The 19,557-nt window shown below is 71.0% G+C and carries 16 protein-coding genes; 5 read left to right on the forward strand and 11 right to left on the reverse strand.

Features of this window, described 5'->3' with window-relative positions; translation table 11 throughout:
- Nucleotides 1-77 precede the first annotated feature (77 nt).
- Nucleotides 78-479, reverse strand: a complete 402-nt coding sequence (locus M2283_RS03955; protein ID WP_348538894.1) for an ATP-binding protein — start codon at nucleotides 477-479, stop codon at nucleotides 78-80.
- Nucleotides 480-749: 270 nt separating this feature from the next.
- Between M2283_RS03955 and M2283_RS03960 the strand changes: the two genes are divergently transcribed.
- Nucleotides 750-3,758 (forward strand): alpha-mannosidase, encoded by a 3,009-nt coding sequence (locus M2283_RS03960; RefSeq protein ID WP_280874523.1) that lies wholly within the window; start codon nucleotides 750-752, stop codon nucleotides 3,756-3,758.
- A gap of 23 nt (nucleotides 3,759-3,781) precedes the next feature.
- Here M2283_RS03960 and M2283_RS03965 read toward each other — a convergent pair whose 3' ends face one another.
- Both M2283_RS03965 and M2283_RS03970 read right to left on the reverse strand, forming a co-directional pair.
- The gene (locus tag M2283_RS03965; protein WP_280874524.1) at nucleotides 3,782-4,252 is read right to left on the reverse strand and encodes a hypothetical protein; all 471 of its coding nucleotides are present in this window, start codon (nucleotides 4,250-4,252) and stop codon (nucleotides 3,782-3,784) included.
- A 125-nt stretch (nucleotides 4,253-4,377) separates the two neighbouring features.
- Nucleotides 4,378-4,992 (reverse strand): hypothetical protein, encoded by a 615-nt coding sequence (locus M2283_RS03970; RefSeq protein WP_280874525.1) that lies wholly within the window; start codon nucleotides 4,990-4,992, stop codon nucleotides 4,378-4,380.
- A 231-nt stretch (nucleotides 4,993-5,223) separates the two neighbouring features.
- Here M2283_RS03970 and M2283_RS03975 point away from each other — a divergent pair, with 231 nt between their 5' ends.
- Nucleotides 5,224-6,513 carry a helix-turn-helix domain-containing protein gene (locus M2283_RS03975; protein ID WP_280874526.1) on the forward strand — a complete coding sequence of 430 codons (1,290 nt, stop codon included), beginning with the start codon at nucleotides 5,224-5,226 and terminating at the stop codon, nucleotides 6,511-6,513.
- A gap of 33 nt (nucleotides 6,514-6,546) precedes the next feature.
- Here the strand turns inward: M2283_RS03975 and M2283_RS03980 are convergent, their stop codons facing one another.
- Together M2283_RS03980 and M2283_RS03985 are read right to left on the reverse strand one after the other, a co-directional pair.
- On the reverse strand, nucleotides 6,547-8,289 hold the full coding sequence (locus M2283_RS03980) for a pyruvate dehydrogenase (RefSeq protein ID WP_280874527.1): 1,743 nt from the start codon (nucleotides 8,287-8,289) through the stop codon (nucleotides 6,547-6,549).
- Nucleotides 8,290-8,362: 73 nt separating this feature from the next.
- Nucleotides 8,363-10,072, reverse strand: coding sequence for a protein phosphatase 2C domain-containing protein (locus M2283_RS03985; RefSeq protein ID WP_280874528.1), 1,710 nt, complete (start codon nucleotides 10,070-10,072; stop codon nucleotides 8,363-8,365).
- 452 nt (nucleotides 10,073-10,524) lie between these two features.
- Here M2283_RS03985 and M2283_RS03990 point away from each other — a divergent pair, with 452 nt between their 5' ends.
- The 3 genes from M2283_RS03990 (at nucleotide 10,525) to M2283_RS04000 (ending at nucleotide 12,567) form a co-directional block, all read left to right on the forward strand.
- Nucleotides 10,525-11,514, forward strand: coding sequence for a helix-turn-helix transcriptional regulator (locus M2283_RS03990; protein WP_280874529.1), 990 nt, complete (start codon nucleotides 10,525-10,527; stop codon nucleotides 11,512-11,514).
- 71 nt (nucleotides 11,515-11,585) lie between these two features.
- Nucleotides 11,586-12,068: a DUF456 domain-containing protein gene (locus tag M2283_RS03995; RefSeq protein WP_280874530.1), complete on the forward strand. Its 483-nt coding sequence runs from the start codon at nucleotides 11,586-11,588 to the stop codon at nucleotides 12,066-12,068.
- Between the two features lie 115 nt (nucleotides 12,069-12,183).
- Nucleotides 12,184-12,567: a PPOX class F420-dependent oxidoreductase gene (locus M2283_RS04000; RefSeq protein ID WP_280874531.1), complete on the forward strand. Its 384-nt coding sequence runs from the start codon at nucleotides 12,184-12,186 to the stop codon at nucleotides 12,565-12,567.
- On the opposite strand, the gene M2283_RS04005 is transcribed toward M2283_RS04000, so the two are convergent.
- The 6 genes from M2283_RS04005 to rutA all read right to left on the reverse strand — a co-directional run bounded on the left by M2283_RS04005 (nucleotide 12,564) and on the right by rutA (nucleotide 19,255).
- Nucleotides 12,564-13,055, reverse strand: coding sequence for a methylated-DNA--[protein]-cysteine S-methyltransferase (locus tag M2283_RS04005; RefSeq protein WP_280874532.1), 492 nt, complete (start codon nucleotides 13,053-13,055; stop codon nucleotides 12,564-12,566). The two genes, M2283_RS04000 and M2283_RS04005, sit on opposite strands and share 4 nt — an antisense overlap.
- Complete coding sequence (locus M2283_RS04010) at nucleotides 13,052-14,464, reverse strand: DNA-3-methyladenine glycosylase 2 family protein (protein WP_280874714.1); 1,413 nt, start codon at nucleotides 14,462-14,464, stop codon at nucleotides 13,052-13,054. The genes M2283_RS04005 and M2283_RS04010 overlap by 4 nt, the downstream gene beginning before the upstream one ends.
- Before the next feature lie 173 nt (nucleotides 14,465-14,637).
- The gene (gene rsgA / locus M2283_RS04015) at nucleotides 14,638-15,738 is read right to left on the reverse strand and encodes a ribosome small subunit-dependent GTPase A (RefSeq protein ID WP_280874533.1); all 1,101 of its coding nucleotides are present in this window, start codon (nucleotides 15,736-15,738) and stop codon (nucleotides 14,638-14,640) included.
- Nucleotides 15,739-15,940: 202 nt separating this feature from the next.
- The gene (locus M2283_RS04020; protein ID WP_280874534.1) at nucleotides 15,941-16,585 is read right to left on the reverse strand and encodes an isochorismatase family protein; all 645 of its coding nucleotides are present in this window, start codon (nucleotides 16,583-16,585) and stop codon (nucleotides 15,941-15,943) included.
- On the reverse strand, nucleotides 16,582-18,117 hold the full coding sequence (locus M2283_RS04025; RefSeq protein ID WP_280874535.1) for an MFS transporter: 1,536 nt from the start codon (nucleotides 18,115-18,117) through the stop codon (nucleotides 16,582-16,584). The genes M2283_RS04020 and M2283_RS04025 overlap by 4 nt, the downstream gene beginning before the upstream one ends.
- Nucleotides 18,118-18,181: 64 nt before the next feature.
- Nucleotides 18,182-19,255, reverse strand: a complete 1,074-nt coding sequence (rutA, locus tag M2283_RS04030; protein WP_280874536.1) for a pyrimidine utilization protein A — start codon at nucleotides 19,253-19,255, stop codon at nucleotides 18,182-18,184.
- Between the last annotated feature and the right edge of the window lie 302 nt (nucleotides 19,256-19,557).

Raw genomic sequence — 19,557 nt, forward strand, 5'->3', positions numbered from 1 at the left:
AACGGCAGAAGGGGCGCGACCCACGGGTCGCGCCCCTTCTCGCGTGTCCGGCTGTGTCAGGCGCGTGCCGGCAGACGTCAGGCGGCCTCGGCGTCGTCCAGTTCGAACCACACCGCCTTGCCCACCCCGTGCGCCCGCACGCCCCAGGCGTCCGCGAGGGACTGCACCAGGACCAGGCCTCTGCCGTGCGTTCCCTCGTCGGCGCTCGGTACCCGCAGCCTCGGCCGACAGGCCACGAAGTCCCGTACCTCCACCCGCAGTCCGTGCGGTCCGACGGTGGCCGTCAGTACCGCGTCGTGGTCGGTGTGGATGAGCGCGTTGGTGACGAGCTCGCTGGTGAGCAGCTCCGCTATCTCCGATCGTCCGGGCCTGCCCCACTGCCGCAGCAGTTCACGCAACGCCCGGCGTGCCTCGGGCACTTCCTTCAGATCGGCGCGCCCGAGTCGGCGCCGAAGCTGCGGAGACTGCGCCTGTTCCATGGCGCCGTCGTCCTCTTCCTCCACTGTCCTGGCCGAGGAGGCCCCGATCGCCACAGGACCGCCCCCTCGTGCGTACCTCTTCATGACCCCCGCCCGCGTGCCGATGTCGGTCCCCTCCTTGTCGAACACGTTCACGGGGATCCATGCCCTCTGGGACACGCGCCAGTCATGTCCAATCCTGGACGACCAGGTGTTCGGCCACGGACGCGGTCCCGCCCGTCGGATGGATGACACCCTGGATCGAGCCGTCCGAGCGTCGAGGGAGCCGCCGTGCACGACGACCGATTGTTGGTTGAGGCCCGACTGGAGCGCGCGGTACGGCAGTTCATCTCGCCGGCGCAGTACTCGGTGCGGGTGCCGCTGGCCCTGTCCGTGTGGCATGTGCCCGGCGAGCCGGTGCCGGTGGACCAGGCGCTGCAGGCCGCCTATGAGCCCTTCACGACCGGGACGGAGTGGGGAAAGCCCTGGTCGACGAGTTGGTTCCGGTTGACCGGGCGGGTACCCGAGGAGTGGGCGGGGCGTCGGGTCGAGGCGGTGATCGACCCCGGCTTCACCGGCGACGGGCCCGGTTTCCAGGCGGAGGGCCTGCTGTACGACGCCGCGGGCGTCCCCCTCAAAGGCGTTCACCCGCGCAACCGCCACCTGACCCTCGGCGCCCCGGCGAGCGGAGGCGAACCGGTGCATCTGCTCCTGGAGGCGGCCGCCAATCCGGCCGTACTGCACGGCTTCGAGCCTACGCGTCTGGGCGACGTACGGACCGCCGGGGATGCGCCCATCTACCGATTCCGGGCTGCCGACCTGGCCGTACTCGACGAAGCCGTGTGGCAGTTGGGCCTCGACATCGAGGTGCTCTCGGAGCTGATGCACGAGCTGCCGATGGACCGGGCGCGGCGGCACGAGGTGCTGCGCGCCCTGGAGGACATGCTCGACACACTGGATCTGCACGACGTCTCCGGTACGGCGCAGGCGGCCCGTGCGGCGCTCGCGGAGGTGCTGTCCCGGCCGGCGTCGGCGAGCGCGCACCGGGTCTTCGCGACCGGGCACGCGCACATCGACTCGGCCTGGCTGTGGCCGCTGCGCGAGACGGTCCGCAAGGCCTCCCGCACCTTCGCCAACGTCACGGCGCTCGCCGCCGACTACCCCGAGCTGGTCTTCTCCTGCTCGCAGGCCCAGCAGTACGCGTGGGTGAAGGAGCACCAGCCGCACATCTGGGAGCGGATCAGGAAGGCCGTGCGGGAGGGCAACTGGGCTCCCGTGGGCTCGATGTGGGTCGAGTCGGACGCCAACATGCCGGGCGGCGAGGCGCTCGCCCGGCAGCTCGTGCACGGGAAGCGGTTCTTCGTCGAGGAGCTCGGCACCGAGACCGAGGAGGTCTGGTTGCCGGACTCCTTCGGCTACACGGCCGCCTTCCCACAGCTCGCGAAACTGGCCGGAATCCGTTGGTTCCTGACCCAGAAGCTGAGCTGGAACCAGTCGAACCGGATGCCTCACCACACTTTCTGGTGGGAGGGCATCGACGGCACCCGCGTCTTCACCCACTTCCCGCCGGTCGACACGTACAACTCGCAACTGCACGGTCGCGAACTCGCGCACGCGGAGCGCAACTTCGCCGACAAGGGCCGTGCGACCCGCTCGCTGGTCCCCTTCGGCTGGGGCGACGGCGGTGGCGGTCCGACCCGCGAGATGCTGGAGAAGGCACGGCGGTTGCGCTCCCTGGAGGGCTCACCGCGGGTCACGGTCGAGAAGCCGTCCGCCTTCTTCGCCGCCGCCGAGGAGGAGTACGGTCCCCAGGCGCCGGTGTGGTCGGGCGAGCTGTACCTGGAGCTGCACCGGGCCACCTACACCACCCAGGCCAAGACCAAGCAGGGCAACCGTCGCTCCGAACACGCCCTGCGCGAGGCCGAGTTGTGGTGTGCGACGGCTGCGGTGCGCGATCCCTCGTACGCCTACCCGTACGACGCGCTGGACCGGCTGTGGAAGACGGTGCTGCTGCACCAGTTCCACGACATCCTGCCCGGGTCGTCGATCGCGTGGGTGCACCGGGAGGCACGCGAGACGTACGCACGCGTGCTGGCGGAGGTGGAGGAGATCACGGCAGGAGCGGTTACCGCACTGGGATCAGGCGGGCCGACCGTCTTCAACGCCTCGCCGTACGCGCGCACGGAGGTCGTGGGGGACGGTCTCGTGACCGTGCCGGGGCTGGGCAGTGCGCCGGTGCCGGAAACGGCGGACGAGAGCGTCCGGGCCCGACGGGACGGCGGCACCCACGTGTTGGAGAACTCCCGGCTCCGGGTCACCGTGGACGCGCGGGGTCTGCTCACCTCGGTCCGGGACCTGCGCGCCGACCGCGAGGTGCTGTCCGCTCCCGGCAACCTCCTCCAGCTGCACCCCGACCACCCCAATGCCTGGGACGCCTGGGACATCGACCGGCACTACCGGCGCCGGCACACCGACCTGACGGACGTCGAGTCGGTGGAGCTGGTGTCGGACGGGCCGCTGCTGGCGGCGGTGCGGGTGACGCGGACGTTCGGGACGTCGCGGATCACACAGGAGATCCGGCTGGCCGCGGGCGGCCGCCGGGTGGACGTCGTCACGGACGTCGACTGGCAGGAGTCGGAGAAGGTGCTCAAGGCCGCCTTCCCGATCGACGTGCACGCCGAACGCTCCACCGCGGAGATCCAGTTCGGGCACGTCCACCGTCCCACGCACGCCAACACGTCCTGGGACGCGGCCCGTTTCGAGATCTGCGCGCACCGCTGGATCCGGGTCGCGGAGGAGGGGTACGGCGTCGCGGTCCTCAACGACTCGACGTACGGCCACGACGTGACCCGCAGTCCGCACGCCGACGGCCTCGGCACGACCGTACGCCTGACCCTGCTGCGCGCCCCGCACAGCCCGGACCCGGAGACGGACCTGGGCCACCACCGGCTCACCTACGCCCTGTTGCCCGGCGGGGACATCGTGCACGCGGTCGCCGAAGGGCTGGCGCTGAACCTGCCGCTGCGGGTGGCCGAGGGACCGGTCGTGGCGCCACTCGTACAGATCGACCACCCGGCCGTGACCGTCGAGTCGGTCAAGCTCGCGGAGGACCGCAGCGGCGATGTGGTGGTCCGGCTCTACGAGTCCCGGGGCGGCCGGGCACGGGCCACGCTGAACGCCGGGTTCCCGGTGAGCCGGGCAGAGGTGACGGATCTGCTGGAACGGCCACTGCACGAGAGCGACTTGACCTTCGAACTGCGGCCGTTCCAGATCCTCACCCTGCGACTGCGCCCGGAGTGACTGCTTCCTGGCCTACTTCTTGCCTACTTCTTGGCCAGGCCCTTCTCGCCGATGTGGTAGATCTCGCGGGTGTCGCGAGTGATGTCGACGACGAGCTTGGTCGAGGTGTCCTTGCTCCAGTTGAGGGTGACCACGGCCTCCGTGTACTTCTTCGTGGAGCCGTTGTCGGTGACCTTCCAGGAGAGCGGGACGTTCTGGGCGCGCAGGACGCCGTCGGCGTGCTCCTTGTCCTCCCAGGCGGCCAGTTCCTTCTGGTAGGCGGCGGACAGGTAGTGCTCCCGCAGCGCGTCACGGAGGTCGCCGCTGCCCTCGTCGGTCACGGCGTCGATGTAGGCGCCGTAGAAGTCGGCGATGCGGGTGACGTTGTCGGACGGCGTCCCGCTGACGCTGTGCGGCGCTCCGGCGGAGGCCTGGGCGGTGGCGCCGAGGCCGAGGGCCAGGGCGAGGCCCGCGGCCACGGCGGAACGGCGGGCGATGCTCTTCTTGCTGCTCATGTCTGTTTCCCCGTTTTTTGGTCGTGCGTCGCTGATCGTGCTGTCTGTGCTGCGTGTGCGATGAGAGGTGCGGGGCCGCCCGCCCGACCCCCGTGCGGGAGGGCGGCCCCGGTCTGTGGCGGCGGTCAGTGGAGCTTGTTGACCGCCGTGACGGTGGTCTTCTTGAAGGCCTTCACGGGCGCGCCGGTGAAGTCGCCCATCTGGGCCCAGTTCACGACCGTGACCGTGGTCCCGTCCCGGCCGACCGAGACGAGACGGACGTCGCTGGCCCCCCAGGACGCCTCGGTGTGCACGCCGTACACATGGGCGCCCTCTTCGACGGCCACCGTCCCGTAGTCCTTGCCGAAGGCCTCGAAGTCCGGGTCGGCCGCAAGCCGCGTCGGGCAGGACTTGAGGTCCTTGTTCAGCTTCGAGACCAGGGCCTTGGCCGCCTTGGTGTTGGCCAGGGTGACGGTGATCTGGCGGGCGTTCGTGTCGAGGTCGGTCCGGAAGTCGCGGTGCCAGGCGTTCTTCTGGCCGGGCAGTGCCCGCAGGCAGGTGTCCCAGCTCGTCTCCTCCGGCACCCCGGCGGTGACCTTGTCGGCCGTCCAGGACGAGGAGGAGTGCGGCGGCAGGTCCTTGGCCGCGAGGAAGCCGGGCGCCTTCGGAGCGGCGCTCGCCGGTGCGGCGAGTCCGGTGCCGAGAGCGAGACCCGCGATGGCGAGTACGGTGAGCGCGCCGGCTCTGGTGCGCTTGGGCATGGGTGTCCCCCGTGGATGAGTGCATGGGTGTCGGTGTCGTACCGGAGGCGGTTGGTCGGTCCGGCCCTGGTCGGTGCGACACCAGAAGCATCGGCCGTCCCTGCGGCCGGCTGCAACAGCCGACGCCGGATGCGCCGGGATGGAACCATCCCAGCCCATCTGACGTGCAGGTATATGGAGTGCCTGGGATACGGGTCCGAGCCTGGGATCCGAGAAAACGACGGGGGTACGGTGTCGACTGGGGACGACGTCGAGGAGTTCGCGGCGCTGCTGCGTCTGCTGAAGGCGCGCACGGACCGGAGCTACGGCTCGCTGGCCCGCCGGCTGAGCATGAACACCTCCACGCTGCACCGCTACTGCGCGGGCGAAGCGGTGCCGACGGACTTCGCTCCGGTGGAGCGGTTCGCCGCCTTCTGCGATGCGACGCCCAAGGAGCGGCACGAACTGCACCGCCTGTGGCTGCTCGCCGTGGCGGCCCGGCAGCGCCCGCGGGCCGTCGGACCGGCGTGGGCCAAGGACGCGGACGAGGTGGTGAACGCCGAGGGCGGTTTGCCCGGGCCCGCTTCCGCCCCCGCGTCGGCCCACCCCTGGTACCGCCGGCGCCGCATCCTGGTCGGCGCCGCCGCGGCCTCCGTCCTGATGCTCACGCTGGGCAGCCTGTCCGCCCTCTCGGACGACCGTCCTCCGGCCGACCACGCGGCCGGTACGCCGAACACGTCCGGCACGACGGAGGGCGGCGCCTCCACCCACTCGTCGGCCGCGAGCAAGAGCCCCTCCCCCAGCCGCTCCGCCTCGGCATCGCCGTCGTCCGGCAAGAAGAGCTCGGCGACCCCGACGCCCAAGAAGGGCCCGGCGGGCGGGCAGAGCAGCGCGCCGACCGTCGGCGGCAGCGGCACGCCCCTGACCTGGACGGCCGACGACCAGATCTGGGAAGGCGGCTGCGGGCACGACTACGTCATCGACAAGCCGATCACGGAGGTGCCCCCGCCGCCGGTCCAGCAGGACGCCGGGGCGTGGGCGGCGACGCAGGGCGCGGTGCACGGGTACAAGACCAAGGTGCAGATCTCGGTGCAGGGGCGGTCGTCGACTGCGGTGGTCCTCGAAGCGCTGCGGGTCCGGGTCGTCGGCCGCGCCGCCCCGATCGCCGGCAACGACTACGCCATGGACCAGGGCTGCGGCGGCGGACTCACGCCCCGCTACTTCGACGTGAACCTCGACAAGGACCGCCCCATCGCCCGCGCGCACGCCGGCAACGACACCGGGACGCCCATCCCGGCGGTGAAGTTCCCGTACAAGGTCTCGGCCCAGGACCCCGAGGTGCTGCTGGTCACGGCGACGACCCAGACCTGCGACTGCAACTGGTACCTGGAGCTGGACTGGTCCTCCCAGGGCCGCACCGGCACCGTCCGCATCGACGACCACGGCCAGCCGTTCCGCACCAGCAGCACCAAGGGCCGGCCGCGCTACTGGTACGGGACGAACGACTCCGGCGCGCGGGCGTGGGTGCCGTACAACAGCTAGGACCCATCCGCGCGACCCCGAGGGCGACCCCCCTTACGGCCTGGGCACGTTGCGCAGGTTGGAGCGGGCCATCGTGAGCATGCGCCCGACTCCTCCGTCCAGGACGATCTTCGAGGCGGACAGGGCGAAGCCGGTCACCATCTCGGCGCTGATCTTCGGCGGGATGGACAGGGCGTTGGGGTCGGTGACGACGTCGACGAGGGCCGGACCCTTGTGCTTGAGGGCGTCCTTCAGGGCGCCGGCCAGGTCCTTGGGCTTCTCCACGCGCACGCCGTAGGCACCGCAGGCGCGGGCGACGGCCGCGAAGTCGGGGTTCTTGTTGGTGGTGCCGTAGGAGGGCAGTCCGGCGACCAGCATCTCCAACTCGACCATGCCCAAAGAGGAGTTGTTGAAGAGGACGACCTTCACGGGGAGGTCGTACTGCACCAGCGTCAGGAAGTCCCCCATCAGCATGGAGAATCCGCCGTCCCCGGACATCGACACGACCTGTCGCTCCCGGTCGGTGAACTGGGCGCCGATCGCCATGGGCAGCGCGTTGGCCATCGAGCCGTGGGAGAACGAACCGATGACGCGGCGGCGGCCGTTGGGGGTGATGTAGCGGGCGGCCCACACGTTGCACATGCCGGTGTCGACGGTGAACACGGCGTCCTCGTCGGCGAGTTCGTCCAGCACCGACGCCACGTACTCGGGGTGGATCGGGGTGTGCTTCTCGACCTTGCGGGTGTAGGCCTTCACCACCCCTTCCAGCGCGTCCGCGTGCTTCTTGAGCATCCGGTCGAGGAAGCGCCGGTTCTGCTTGGGCTTCACGCGCGGGGTCAGACAGCGCAGGGTCTCCTTCACATCGCCCCACACGGCCAGGTCGAGCTTGGAGCGCCGCCCCAAGTGCTCGGGCCTGACGTCGACCTGAGCGATCGTCACGTCGTCGGGGAGGAAGGCGTTGTACGGGAAGTCGGTGCCGAGCAGGATCAGCAGGTCGCACTCGTGGGTGGCCTCGTAGGCGGCGCCGTAGCCGAGCAGACCGCTCATGCCGACGTCGAACTTGTTGTCGTACTGGATCCACTCCTTTCCGCGCAGCGCGTGGCCGATGGGCGACTTGATCTTCTCCGCGAACTCCATCACCTCGGCGTGCGCGCCCGCGGTGCCGCTGCCGCAGAAGAGGGTGACCTTCTCGGCCCGGTCGATCAGGTCGACGAGCTTGTCGATCTCGGCGTCGCCGGGCCGGACGGTGGGCCGGGAGGTGACGAGGGCGGTCTCGACGGCCTTGTCGGGGGCGGGTTCGGCGGCGATGTCACCAGGGAGCGAGACGACGCTGACGCCGGACTGCCCGACGGCGTGCTGGATCGCGGTCTGGAGCAACCGCGGCATCTGCTTCGGGCTGGAGATCAACTCGCTGTAGTGGCTGCACTCGGTGAACAGCCGGTCCGGGTGGGTCTCCTGGAAGTAGCCCAGGCCGATCTCGCTGGACGGGATCTGCGAGGCGAGGGCGAGGACGGGGGCCATGGAGCGGTGGGCGTCGTAGAGGCCGTTGATGAGGTGGAGGTTGCCGGGCCCGCAGGAACCGGCGCAGGCGGCGAGCTTGCCGGTGATCTGGGCCTCCGCGCCGGCGGCGAAGGCGGCGGTCTCCTCGTGGCGGACGTGCACCCAGTCGATGGCGGAGTTGCGGCGGATCGCGTCCACGACGGGGTTGAGGCTGTCGCCGACGACTCCGTAGAGGCGTTTGACTCCGGCGCGGACGAGGATGTCGACAAACTGTTCGGCGACGTTCTGCTTGGCCATGGCTCTGGGCACCCCTTCGGTCTCCGCGATCTTTCAGATTCCTCTGGGTTCCATGAATTCACAGCCCGAAGCGTCACGCCTCCCAAACAGCGGCCGCGGTCCGGTCGTCCGCGTAGCCCTTGACCCGGACCTGGGTGTCGGCGAGGAAGGCGGCGAGTCCCGGGGCGCCGCCCCCGGACCACCGGCCGGTCAGATACCGGCACAGATCGGGTTCGCCGCGCAACGGCTCCGCGAGTCCGCCGGTGCACATCAGGAGGGTGTCACCCGGGCGGGCTACCGAGGCGCGGAAGCGGAAGGGTTCGTGGGGCGGCTCGGGGGCGGGCTCGTACGGGCTCGGCGGGGTCGGGATGCCGAGGTCCATGGTGAGCCGGTCGCCCTCGGGCGTCTCCGAGGGCAGCGAGCCGAAGCCGACGACGGCGTCGCCGGTGACGTCGGTGACGCGCGGCTCGATGTCCTGCCACTCGCCGTCCCTGAGCCGGAACAGCCCGCCCGTGCCGACGCCGAAGAAGACGCGCGTACGGCACTCGGGGTCGGCCGGCAGCAACAGACAGCGCAGGGTCGCGGAGTACTCCTCCGGGTCGATGCCCTGCTCGGCGGCGCCCGCCCGGAGCTTGCCGAGGCTGCGGTCGGTCAGCCGGTGCAGCCCCGACTTCAGGTCACCGCGCCGACCGGACCTGATGTCCTCCGCGAGCCGGGCATGGCTACGGCCGACGGCCCGCCCGATCCAGTGGCAGGCCTCGGCGGCGGCCCGGTGCGCGCCCGGAGTGGCCCGGGCACCGGTCGCCATCGCCACCAGCACCAGCGCCTGCTCACCGGTACCGAACCGCGCGGTGAGCAACGAGTCGCGGCGCGGCTCACCCCGGAACCGAGCGGAGTCCCCGCGCACGGACGCGGCCCGCAGCGTGCAGGCCCCGTACCGGGCGCCGTCCAGCACGGTGTCCGCGACCAGATCGTCGAGATCGTCCGGATCGGCGGACGGCAGCGCAGTGGGCTCGGCGTCGTAGGTGGGTGGCCCGGAGCCGACATAGTCGACGTGGGGTGGGGGGAGGGTGGGGAGATCCAGGTGGGTGGCGGTGCGCAGGACGGGGGAGGTGGTCGGGGCGGGTGGGGCGTCTTGGACGGAGACGGGGGCGGGCGCGGGGCTGGGGCTGGGGCTGAGATCGGAGCCGGGGCCGACGTCAGTGGGGGCGGCAGCGGCACTGGCAAGGTCCTGCGGCGGAGGGGCGGCGGGGGCAGGCCTCAGGCCCGGATTCGGGTCCCGGTTCGGGATCGGGATCGGATTCGGGATCGGCTCGGCGATGAAACCGGCTGGTGGGGGCCCGAGCGGGGTTGGCGGGGTGCCCGGCGGGGTTCGGGGTTCGGGAGGTGGTGTGGTCGGGGCCGGTGGAGTCAGCGGGAGAGTCTCCGGGCCGCGGGGTGCGGCGGCAGGTGGTGGCTCCCAGGGGACGCGGTCCCGGATGGGCCCGGCGTCGGGCGGCTCCGGCGTGTCGGCGGCGGCCGGGCGCTGTGCGGGAACGCCGGTCCCCGCTCGGCCGCCGGCACTCCAGCCCACGGCCCCACCACTGGCAGCCGCACCGCCAGCGGCAGTCGCACCGCCATTGCCGCCGGCACCGGCACCCGCACTCCCGCCGGAACCGTCCGTCACCGCTTCCGTCGCCGACGCGAAACGGTCGTCGAGGGAGTCGGCGGCGCCCGCCGGGCCCGTGTCCTCGGTGGCGTCGTCGTACAGCTGTCCCCACCAGTCGTCCTCGTGACCGGTGGGACTTCCCCCCTGCTGGCTCATGCCCCTAATTGTCCACCGCGCGGGCCCGATGAAAACGGGGCATCGGGAAAAACCGGCGCGACATCGCGCATCGAACGGCGTGTCGAGTGAATTGTCGAACAGTGATGCGGGAGTGGCGAGTTGAAGCCGCCGGACGGTTCCACCCCCCACGGGAGAACCGCCCGGCGACAGCGAGGTGACCCGGGCCCGGATCCCCTTCGTGCCAGCGACACGTCTCGGGCCCGGATCACGTTCTGGGTGACCGCGTCCCGCCCCGCGCCTGCCGGACCGGCCTGATTGTGCCCCCGCACCCTGAAGACCAGCTGTGATTCAGGAATGCGTCCGCGGTGGCGCCACCTTGGCAGAGTGCCGGGTGGTACGGCGATGATGTGCCGAGGCGGGTTTGCGCCGTGGCTGTTTCCCGCCACGCGTGGGCACGCGCGAGGCCGGTTCGACGGGGAGGGCGACAGCTGATGCTGGGAGTACTGGGGCTGGACGAGACGCATGAGTCGGCGTACCGCGCCCTCGTGTCCGTGGGCGCCGCCGACGTACCCGACCTGGCCCGGCGGCTGACGCTCGGCGAGCACGACACGGAGCGCACGCTGCGCCGCCTCGAACGGCACGGGCTGGCCGCCCAGTCCTCGGCCCGGCCCGGCCGCTGGGTCGCCGCCCCGCCCGGCGTGGCCCTGGGCGCGCTGCTCACCCAGCAGCGGCACGAGCTGGAGAAGGCGGAGCTGGCGGCGGCGCTGCTGGCCGAGGAGTACCGGGCGACGGCGGCCGAGCCCGCCGTGCACGACCTGGTCGAGGTGGTGATCGGCGCGGCCGCGGTCGCCCAGCGCTTTCTGCAGCTCCAGCTCGGCGCGAGCGAGGAGGTGTGCGCGCTGGTCACCGGCAACCCGGCCGTCGTCTCCGGCGTCGAGAACGAAGCTGAGGAGCAGGCGACCGACCGTGGCGTGGTCTACCGGGTGGTGGTCGAGCGGTCCGTCCTCGAACTGCCGCACGGCATCACCGAGCTGTCCGCCGCGCTCGGCCGCGACGAGCGGATCCGGGTGGTGGACCGGGTACCGACCAAGCTGGTGGTGGCCGACCGGACGACCGCCCTGGTGCCGCTGACCTCGCACACCGCGGAGCCCGCCGCGCTGGTCGTGCACGCGAGCGGGCTCCTGGAACTGCTCTCCGGCCTGTTCGAGTCGGTCTGGCGGGACGCGCTGCCGCTACGCCTCGGCGCGTCCGGCGTCACCGAGGAGAACCCGAACGGTCCCGACGGCACCGACCTGGAGGTGCTGTCCCTGCTCCTGGCCGGCCTGACCGACGCGAGCGTCGCCAAACAGCTCGACCTGGGCCTGCGGACCGTACAGCGCCGGGTGAAGCGCCTGATGGAACTGACCGGCGTGACGACCCGCCTGCAGCTGGGCTGGCACGCGTACGAGCGCGGCTGGGTGACCAGGGACGGCTCCTTCTGATCCGGGGCCGGCCGGCCTTTGTGGGCCACGGCTGATCTGCGGCTTCGTCTCCCCTCCGGCACTCTGGTCAGATGGGAGTGTGGGACCTCCTGCTGGTCGGCCTGGTCCTCCTGCTCGGCCTGTGTGGAGTACTCGTGCCCGGGGTGCCGGGATCGTGGCTCGTGTGGGCCGCGGTTCTGTGGTGGGCGCTGAAGGACCCGCAGCCGGTGGCATGGGGCGTGCTGGTGGGTGCCACGATCGCGCTCCTGCTCTCCCAGGTGGTGCGCTGGATGCTGCCCCCGAGACGGCTGCGCGCGAGCGGCGCCACACCCCGGATGGGCGTGTACGCGGGGACGGGCGCGCTCCTGGGCTTCGTCCTGATCCCGGTGCTGGGCGCGATACCCGGCTTCATGGGCGGCATCTACGTCGGCGAACGGCTCCGCCTGGGCGGCCACGGAGAGGCGAAGGCGGCACTGCGTACGGCGATGCGCTCGGGCGGCTCCAGCGTGCTGGCGGAGCTGTTCACCTGTCTGCTGATCGCAGGGGCGTGGCTGGGGGCGGTGATCTGGGGCTGACGGCACGGCTCGTCGGCACGGCCGGTCGGGAAGGCCCGCCGGGACGGACGTAGGCCTGCGGTCTTGGTCCGTGCAGCCGATGTGCGGACCGGCACCGGGTGCTTGGCTTGCTGTCATGACCGAATTCAGCGAGGCGGAGCGTACGTACCTGACATCGCAGCGGCTGGGCCGGCTGGCCACGGTCGACCCGCACGGGCAGCCGCAGGCGAACCCGGTCGGTTTCTTCCTCCAGGACGACGGCACCGTCCTGATCGGCGGCTACGCGATGGGCACCACCAAGAAGTGGCGCAACCTCCTCAAGAACCCGAAGGTCGCCCTGGTCGTCGACGACATCGCGAGCCTGCGCCCGTGGCGGGTACGCGGCGTGGACATCCGCGGCGAGGCCGAACTCCTCACCGGACCCCACGAGTTGGGCCCGCACTTCAGCGAGGAGGTGATCCGCGTCCACCCACGCCGGATCCACAGCTGGGGCCTGGAAGAGGTGGACGGGGAGGCCTAGAGCACGCCCTCCAGAGCAAGCAGCGCGGTCTTGCGCTCCAGCCCACCCGCGTACCCGGTCAGGGAGCCGTCCGCGCCGATCACCCGATGACAGGGCCGGACGATCAACAGCGGATTGGCGCCGATCGCACCACCGACGGCCCGTACGGCAGCCCGGGAGGCACCGATACGAGCGGCGATCCGACCGTAGGTCGTGGTCTCCCCGTACGGCACGGACCCGAGAGCACCCCACACCCGCTCCCGGAACTCACTCCCCTCACTCCGCAACTCCAGCTCGAACTCCTTGAGTTCACCGCCGAAGTAGGCGCCGAGCTGTTCGTCGGCGGTACGGAAGAGACCGGGCGTGTGCAGCCAACCTTCTTGAACCGTACGGCCGTTCTTCTGGCCAGGCACGGAAAGGGAGGTCAGAGTGCCATCGGCGCCGTCGGCGGTGAGAAGGAGCGGCCCGACCGGACTGTCGACGCTCGCATAGCGGACGGGGTGGTTCATCGAGACTCCAACTCCCCTGCGGCACGCAGGTGTTGCAAGGCATACGAGCGCCAGGGGCGCCAGCTGTCGGGTACGTCGAGGTCGGGCGGGGCAACGTCGGGGTCGCCGAGGGCGCGGGCGCGGATCGTGGCGACCGTGGCCGCGTCCATGCCGGGCAGGGCGAGCAGGGAAGCCGCCGCGTCGTCACGGTCGGCGCCGGGATCGAGGCGTACGGCCCCGTCGGCGAGGGCGGCGGTGAGTGCGCCCAGGGTGCCGTGCGGTTCGGCCTCCGCGAGGACCGCCGGTTCGGGAAAGAGGTGGGTGAGGCTGCCGCAGGGCGCGTCGAGCGCCTTGCCGTAGCGCTGGACGAGCCGTTCGGCCGCGTCCCGCCCGACCAGTGCGCGCACGGCCAGCTCGGCCGGATCGGCGGCACCGGGCGACCGTATCCCCGGCCGGGCGGCGACCATGGGCGCGAGCCGCTCATCGCTGCCGAGCCGCTCGTCGACGGCGTACGGATCGGCGTCGAGGTCGAACAGCAGCCGCAGCCGCTGCACGGCGGTGGTCAGGTCGCGGGGATCGGTGAGGTGCAGCCGGGCGTCCAGCCACCCACCAGGGTGAGCGCCGGACACGGACCGGACCGTACCGCCCCGTTCGTCGACGGCGACGAGGCCGGTGCCATGCGGAAGCCTGAGGCTACGGCGATAGACGCGCCGCCCGGACACCCCACCGACGTCCTCCACACCACCCACGGCCTCAGCCGCCAGCAGATCGAAGACGGCGCCGGCCTGATAGGACCCACGATGGGCGAGCCGCAGCGGAATCCCGGCCGCGGGAGTAGCCACCCGCGGCCCACCCCCGCCACCCCTGTCGCTCTTCGGCGCGGCGGCCCGCAGGGCGCTCGGCGTGGCCGCGTACACGGCCCGGACGGTGTCGTTGAACTGCCGCACACTCGCGAACCCGGACGCGAACGCGATCTCCGTGATCGGCAGGTCGGTGGTCTGCACGAGCACCCGCGCGGTGTGCGCCCGCTGGGCCCGGGCGAGCGCGACCGGCCCGGCACCGAGCTCGGCGGTGAGCTGCCGCTGCACCTGCCGGGCGCTGTACCCGAGCCGCGTAGCGAGCCCGGCGACACCCTCCCGGTCGACGACCCCGTCGCCGATCAGCCGCATCGCCCGCCCCACGACATCCGCCCGCACATTCCAGTCCGCCGACCCCGGCACGGCATCCGGCCGACACCGCCGACAGGCCCGGAACCCCGAGCCCTGGGCGGCGGCGGCCGTAGCGAAGAACCGCACATTGCGCCGCTTGGGCGTCACCGCCGGACAACTGGGCCGACAGTAGATCCCGGTGGTCAGAACGGCGAAGAAGAACTCCCCGTCGAACCGCCCGTCCCTGCTCCGCACGGCTTCATACCTGCTGTCCTCGTCCATCACGCTTTCCAGTCTCCGCCGAGGGAAGGCACCGAGCTAGCGGAAATCAGACGTGGAGCTGAACACCCCGGGCACGTCCATCTCCAGCCCGTCCGGCGTTTGAGGACGAGGCCGTCCAGGCCGACAGCGGGGGCCTGGGGGCGGCAGCCCCCAGACGGCCACGACAACCCCGGTCACCCCCACCGACCACGCTTAGCCTCCATCGCCGCCTTCCCGTCAGCCCCCTTCCGCTTCCAATCCCGCCGAAGCTCCGCACGGACCCGCGCATCGGTTTTGGCCACGATCCACTGGTTCTCCCGCTTCAGCTTCCGGTAACTCTCCAACCGCCGAACCGACAGCTCACCCGAGTCGAGCGCGGCAAGCACCGCACACCCCGGCTCGCTCTCGTGCGCGCAGTCGTGGAAGCGGCAGCGTCCGGACAGTTCCTCGATCTCGGCGAAGACCTGGCCGACCCCGGTCTCCGCGTCCCAGAGGCCGACGCCGCGCAGTCCGGGTGTGTCGATCAGGACACCGCCGCCGGGCAGGGCGAGGAGGTTGCGGGTGGTCGTCGTATGACGGCCTTTTCCGTCCGCGTCGCGGGTGGTCCGTACGTCCATGACGTCCTCCCCGAGGAGGGCGTTCGCGAGGGTGGACTTGCCCGCGCCGGACTGGCCGAGCAGCACGGACGTACCGCCCGCGACGAGCGCGACGAGGACGTCGAGCCCCTCTCCGCGCATGGCGCTGACGGTCAGCACCGGTACTCCGGGCGCGGTCGTCTCGACGTCCTCGACGAGGTACGACAGGCCCACCGGATCCGGCACCAGGTCGGCCTTGGTGAGGACGACGACGGGCTGGGCGCCCGACTCCCAGGCCAGGGCGAGGAAGCGCTCGACGCGGCCGAGGTCGAGTTCGACGGCGAGCGAGACGGCGACGATCGTGTGGTCGACGTTGGCGGCGAGGATCTGCCCCTCGGACCGCTTGGAGGAGGTGGAACGGACGAAGGCGGTACGGCGTGGCAGATACGCGCGGACGTAGCGGGGGTGCCCGCCGGGTTCGACGGCGACCCAGTCGCCGGTGCAGACGACCCGCATCGGGTCGTTCGGAGTGACGAAGGCGGTGTCGGCCCGTACGGTCCCGTCGGCGGTGGCCACGTCGCACTGGCCGCGGTCGACGCGGACCACGCGCCCGGGCAGGAGTCCTTCGGTGTCGTAGGGGGCGAACTCCTCCGCCCATGCGTCGTCCCAGCCGTAGGGAGCGAGCGCGGGGACAACAGAACTGGAACTGCTGGAAGTCAAGGGAGATCCTTCACAAGGACGGCCCCGGCGAAAGGAGTTGAGGTCAGCCGGCGGCCACGGAGGTGGACTTGACGAACTCGTGGATGCGGGCAGCGCCCAGCGCAACGACAGTCATCGGTCAACACCTCCCGGGTCTCCTCGTGAACGAGCACGATGTGAACGAGCACGACCTTAGGGGCACCCGGGCCACGGCGCCATCGAATTACGGCGACCCGGCCCCGCCCCTCTTCCCGAGATACTCCTGCACCCGCCCGATCGGCCAGACCTCGCCGATCTTGTGCTTGATGTCGAAGAGGTTCGCCGCGTGGATGTCCGGATCGCGGTCGCCCACGGCCTCCTCGACCACGATCGGAACGAATCCGTGCTGCATGGCGTCCATGGCGGTGGCACGGACGCAGCCGCTCGTCGACAGTCCGCCGATGAACAGGGTGTCGATGCCGTTCGCCGTGAGGTGAGCGGCCAGCGCGGTGCCGAAGAAGGCGCTCGGATACTGCTTCGTCACGGTCAGGTCGTCCGGCGCCGGGGCCAGCCCGTCGATGAACTCGCCGAAGGGGCTGCCTTCGACGAAGGCCCGTAGGACGGGCACCTTGCGGAAGAAGAGGCCGCCGTCACTGCCGTCCGCCCGCAGCAGCACCCGCGTGACGATCACCGGAATCCCGGCCCGGCGTGCGTCGGCCAGCAGGAGCCTCATCGCCTCGACCGCCGGTTCGACCCCGGCGTAGAGCGGACAGTCCTGGTCGACGTAGGCGCGGGCGGGGTCCACCAGGAGGAGCGCCGGGGAGGTGCCGGGGGTGAGCTGTCCGTCGAATCCGGCATGCTCGTAGTCCTCCTGTCGGGAACCGGTCATGGCGATGTCCTTCGTGAAGTGGCGGACTCCGGTGGGGCGTTGGCGGCGACCGCATCAGTCGTACGAGGCGCTCGCAGCGACGTCGGAAACGCCAGGCAGATCGCTCCCCCCGCGACGACGATGCCCGTGAGGACGAACCCCGTGGCGCGGATGTTGGCGACGAAGCGGTTCAGCTCGCCCGACGCGAGCACGTTCAGTGTGTTCAGTGTCCCGTCGTACGCGGCCCGGCGGGCCGGTTCGCTCAGCCCCGTCGTCGTGACCGCGAGCGCGAGCGCCGTACTGAGCAGGTAACCCACGTTCTGTGTGGTCGACCGCAGGCCGTTGGCCATCCCGCGCCGGTCCGCCGGCGCGCTGAGCATCAGGGCGCTCGTGCTGGGTGTCATGAACAGCCCGGTGCCGGCCCCGACGAGGAAGAGGAACGGGGCCGCCGCCAGGAACGGCACCGCCGTCGTCGAGAGCGTCAGCGAGAAGCCCAGCAGACCGCACGCCGTCATGGCCATGCCTGCCGTCGTCAGCGCTCGCGGGGTGAAGCGGTCGAACAGTGAACCGGCGACCACCGAGGTCATCAGCGTGCCGACCGCGACCGGTGTCACCAACACCCCCGCCTCCAGGGACGTGGCACCCGTCACCGCCTGCTCGTGCAAGGAGGCCAGGAGTACGACGGCGTAGGAGCCGACCGCGTTGGCGAGCACGGCGACGAGCACCAGGGTGATCGCGCGGGTGCGCAGCAACGCCACGTCGACCAGGGGATGCGACCGCCGCGCCTGGACGACGGCGAAGGCCGTGAACAGCGCGAGGGTCGCGCCACCGCAGACCCACGGCAGCCAGCCTGCGACGGTGGCCGTGGTGCCGGGGGTGAGGGCGAGGACCAGCGCGGTCAGCATCGCCGTGGACAGCAGCGCGCCCGGCAGGTCGAACGGTTCACGGACCCCGCCGGCCCGCCGGGCGGTGCCGCCTCCGCTCGCCGGAACGACCAGCGCCGATGCGCCGATCGCGAGCAGCCCGATCGGCACGCAGACGACGAACAGTCCGTGCCAGCCGAGGAGTTCGGTCGCCGCGCCGCCGACGACCGGCCCGGCGATCTGGGCCAGCGCGGCCACCGTCACGTTCCAGCCGAGAGCCCGGCCCAGGGTCCGCGCGGGGAACACGTCGGTCAGCAGGGCGGTGTTGTTGGCGATCACGGCGGCGGCCCCGACCCCCTGTACGACCCGTGCCGCGATCAGGAACTCCGCCGACGGGGACAGCGCCGCGAGCCCGGTCGCGACGGTGAAGACGACGAGCCCGGCGAGATAGAGCCTGCGGCGGCCGACCAGGTCGGCGATCCGGCCGAAGACGAGGATCAGCGCGGTGGTGACCAGCATGTAGCCGAGCAGGATCCAGTCGGCCTGCCCGGGTCCCGCCCCCAGCTCCCGGGTGATCGTGGGCAGCGCGACGGCGAGACCGCTCATGTTGAGGAACACGGCGACCACGCCCACCGCGGTGGCGGCGAACACCCACCGCGGATCACGGACCGCGGGCCCCTCCTCGTGCATCAGTCCGACCGGGCCCAGGGGTGCCCGTTCACCGGGACGTTCATCGGGACGTTCACCGGGACGTTCACCGAGACGTCGAGCGCGACTTCATCAGCGGCTGGATGCGCGTACCGAAGTTCTCCAGGCCTTCGAGGAAGTCGTCGAAGACGAGCATGATCCCCTTGGTGCCGTCGACCTCGGCGACCTCGTCGAGCAGTTTCGCGACGGTCTCGTACGACCCGACCAGCGTGCCCATGTTCAGGTTCACCGCGCCCTCGGGCAGCGCGATGGTGCGGGCGGTCGAGGTGCCGTCGGAGGTCGTGTCCGTGGCCGTCTCCCCCGCCATGTACGCCAGCGCCGCGCGGTCCGCGTTGTCGTGGTAGTCCTGCCACTTGGCGTGGGCGGCTTCGTCGGTCTCGTCGGCGATGACCATGAAGAGCGAGAGCGCGCCGACGTCACGGCCGGTCTCCCGCGCCGCTTCGACGAGGTTGGCCGTGGTGTTCGAGAGCGCGAGCGGGGTGTTGACGCCGCTGCCGAGGATGAAGTTGTACTGAGCGTGCTCGGCGGCGAACTTCATGCCGGTGCTGCTCTGGCCGGCGGCGACGATGTCGATGTGCCCGTCCGTCGGGCGCGGCGACAGCACGCAGTCGTCCATCTCGTAGAACTCGCCCTTGAAGTTGCTGACGCCCTCGCTCCACAGCTCCTTCATCACGGTGACGTACTCGGCGGCCCGGGCGTAGCGGTTGCCGAAGTGCTGGTCGCCGGGCCACAGGCCCATCTGGGAGTACTCGCCGGGTGCCCAGCCGGTGACGATGTTGATGCCGAAGCGGCCGGGGGCGATCGAGTCGATCGTCACGGCCATGCGCGCGACGATGGCGGGCTCCAGCGCGAGGATCGGCGTGGAGGCGTACAGCTTGATCCGGTCCGTCACGGCGGCCAGGCCCGCCATCAGCGTGAACGACTCCAGGTTGTGGTCCCAGAACTCGGTCTCGCCGCCGAATCCCTTGAGCTTGATCATCGAGAGCGCGAAGTCGAGCCCGTGTTCCTCCGCCTTCTGCACGATGGCCTTGTTCAGCTCGAAGCTCGGCAGGTACTGGGGCGAACTCTTCGATATGAGCCAGCCGTTGTTGCCGATGGGGATGAAGACGCCGATGTCCATACCGCTCCTCGATGGCGGGTGGGGTGAATCTGACGGGGTGACAACGCGCTTGCATGATCGGAGAGTTCCAGGAACGCCAGGGATTCCGGGAGGACTCCGAAGGTATTCGTCGATCATTGCTGCCCCCCTCCCGGTCTGTGAACGCCGCGCTACACGGCGACACGGATCACGCAACGTAATCGAGTGCGAGCCCAGTGTGATCAATCGGTAACTCGGCCTGGATTTCCGCCAGTTGAGCACGTGTGGGCTGTCGGAGTCGCTGGTGGGAATCGTGCGAAGCAATACGTCACGGGAGGCTGGAA

This window comes from Streptomyces pseudovenezuelae (assembly GCF_029892565.1).
In the GTDB taxonomy this organism is placed as follows: Bacteria; Actinomycetota; Actinomycetes; order Streptomycetales; family Streptomycetaceae; genus Streptomyces; species Streptomyces pseudovenezuelae_A.